We start from the raw sequence: 2,477 nt of genomic DNA, 5'->3' as shown, positions 1-2,477 counted from the left end.
TATTATTTCATGAGATTGCCACGCAGCCTACGGCTGCTCGCAATGACGTTTTAGGATAATTATTTAATAAGGAATTATATGTTAAATAAATTATGTAAGATATTATTTTTTATCAATCTGTTATTGGTTGCAGTGCAAAGTTATGCTTCCCCTCCGCCCTTACCGCCATCATTACCGGCTGCCGAAATAGATACTAAAGATAAGGATGTTAGTTCTAATTCTAATATTTCTTTTTTTGATAAATTTAAGCAATTTTTTAGTAAATCGAAAAAGAGAAATATCTCCCCTAAACAGCCAAATGAGCAAACTAAAGCGGCTCCTCAAGAAGAGCCAAAGCTAGCTTCACAAAAGCATACTGAAGCTGATGCATCTGAACCTTTTATAGATACCGGTAATACGTCGTTGCCTAGTGTCACCGCAAGTAATGAACATGAAAATAGTACAAATTTAGCTTCTCATGATAACACACCGGATACACAACAAGCACCTAATGAATCGGAAACATCTGGACCTTTTATAGATATTGGTAGTGCAAAGTTACCTAGTGCTATAAGTAATGAAATACATGAGGAAGAAGTTACTTCTAATGAGCATAAAGATACAAATTTAGCTTCTAATATTATAACTCCTAATGTACCGAGACCGATAGTATCTATGCCTCCGGCTCAAGCAGGAAGTTATGTAGTGCCTCCGCAGCGACCGGTGCAAATATATAAACCAACCAATTTGCCGCCTGTGCATAAGCCTATTCCGCTTAATCCACCTCCTGATGCTAATAAAGAGGAAGAAAGCGTAACACCGATAGCACCGCAATCTATACCTAATATGCCTGCTGTTTCTCCGCCTGTGGTCAGCCCGCCGGTAATCCAAGATACTACTACCCCTAGTACTACGCCGACAACGGCACCTCCTGCAGAAACTCCGGCAGTACCTAGTAACGTACCTGCACCTCCGGTAATGCCTACAAATCAACCTTCTACACAGCCTATAACACCTCCTAGCCCAAATACACCCGTTACTACTCCGTCTAAAGTAGTTCCTACAACTGATTCTTCGGCGGAAATAAATAACTCTCAAGAGACATTTGTTGCTGTTTCAGATGTCCCAAAAAAACAAGATTGGAATACGCCGCTTATACCAGTTGTTGTAGTGAAGCCGAATCAACCTCAGACTTTAGAGAAGCAAGTCAATAATAATCAAACTACAAATAATCAAGAGAAATCACCTCCGGTAAGCTCTTCGAATGTCACGATTCAAAAACAGGATGATAAGGTGAATAATGAAACCTCGGAATCGACAACAAAATTCGTTAAAGATGAAACACAAATGTTACTTTTACCTGATGATGATATAGTTCTTGGTAAACTAACAGAGCAAGCGACCTTAGAGCAGATGGATATGTATGCCTATATAGAGCTGTTCCAAAAGAAAGAAGAATGGATAGCAAGTGCTGAAAGAAAAAAAGTTGTAGAGAGTTTTATTAAATATGATAATGATATAAATAAAAAGAAAGATATTTATGCCAATCTATCTTATTGTAAGGCAGTAGATAATGCTTTTAGAGCAGTTGATAGAAACAATCTTTTTGGGTTGCGTGCGTTACTTGACGTTTATCCAATATTGCAAGAAAAAAGTAGAAGCGGTGAAACATTACTAACTGCTGCTATTTATAACGATAATTACTATTTAGCAAAATTTTTGGTCATACGAGGTATTAAAATTTCTATTCTAAACGATGAATGCCAATATCCATTAGATATTGCATTAGCTCAAGGAAACGCTAACATAGCTTGTATGTTAATCAAAGCTAAGGGGTATAATTGATTTATTTTCTTATATTTTCCTGAAAGTAATCATATTTTGATGATGATTTATTTTGTAAGCATAAGGATAACCAAATGGATATAATGGCTTATTTGGTTGTAACAAAATAATTGTTCCTGAAAATTCAAAACCGATGTCCCTCATTAATTTGATAATATGTCCTTGAACATTTACTTCTTGCTTATCCACTGTAAAATCACTGATAACAATAGTACAATATTTTTTGTGATTTAGCTTCTCATAAGCTAATTGCATGATATCTTGTAAAGATTTTAAAAATCTTCATAGTTATTTTTATTCCCTAAATTCTTTTCTTCGTTTGAATAATATTCAACTCCAAGTCTACCGCCGTTTCTAAAATATTTATGACTTTTTGTCTGCTCTAATTCCCTTAGCATCATTTCTTAAAATATTATGATATGGTGGGGATGTTACGATATAATCAATATTATCAATATTTTTTAAAACAGATAAAGCATCACCAATCAAATAACTAAAATCTTTATGTTCTTTGTAACCTTTAGAATTTAATCTTTGTAATGCTAGATTTTTGTATTCTAAATTAATATCTATTCCTATACATTTTCTTTGTAAATTACATGAAGCTATTAATGTAGTTCGGTAACCCCCCCAAAAACAATCGACAAAAGGAG

At 34.6% G+C, this 2,477-nt stretch carries 3 protein-coding genes; 1 reads left to right on the top strand and 2 read right to left on the bottom strand.

The window, feature by feature from the left end; genetic code table 11:
* Positions 1–78: 78 nt before the first annotated feature.
* Positions 79–1,824 (top strand): ankyrin repeat domain-containing protein, encoded by a 1,746-nt coding sequence (locus tag KYQ89_RS01085; RefSeq protein WP_218459996.1) that lies wholly within the window; start codon positions 79–81, stop codon positions 1,822–1,824.
* A gap of 9 nt (positions 1,825–1,833) precedes the next feature.
* Here the strand turns inward: KYQ89_RS01085 and KYQ89_RS01080 are convergent, their stop codons facing one another.
* Positions 1,834–2,079: a hypothetical protein gene (locus KYQ89_RS01080; protein WP_218459995.1), complete on the bottom strand. Its 246-nt coding sequence runs from the start codon at positions 2,077–2,079 to the stop codon at positions 1,834–1,836.
* 108 nt (positions 2,080–2,187) lie between these two features.
* Positions 2,188–2,477, bottom strand: a 290-nt coding sequence (locus KYQ89_RS01075) for a hypothetical protein (protein ID WP_218459993.1), incomplete at its 5' end; no start/stop codon positions are given.

The organism is Rickettsia sp. TH2014 (genome assembly GCF_019249195.1).
GTDB lineage: Bacteria > Pseudomonadota > Alphaproteobacteria > Rickettsiales > Rickettsiaceae > Rickettsia > Rickettsia felis.
The sequence above is the reverse complement of the archived record's forward strand: the minus strand, read 5'-3'. Positions and strand labels throughout refer to the sequence as shown.

Coding starts and splice junctions, on each gene's coding strand:
- KYQ89_RS01080 (WP_218459995.1), bottom strand. CDS start 2,079: ATGCAATTAGCTTATGAGAAGCTAAATCACAAAAAATATTGTACTATT.
- KYQ89_RS01085 (WP_218459996.1), top strand. CDS start 79: ATGTTAAATAAATTATGTAAGATATTATTTTTTATCAATCTGTTATTG.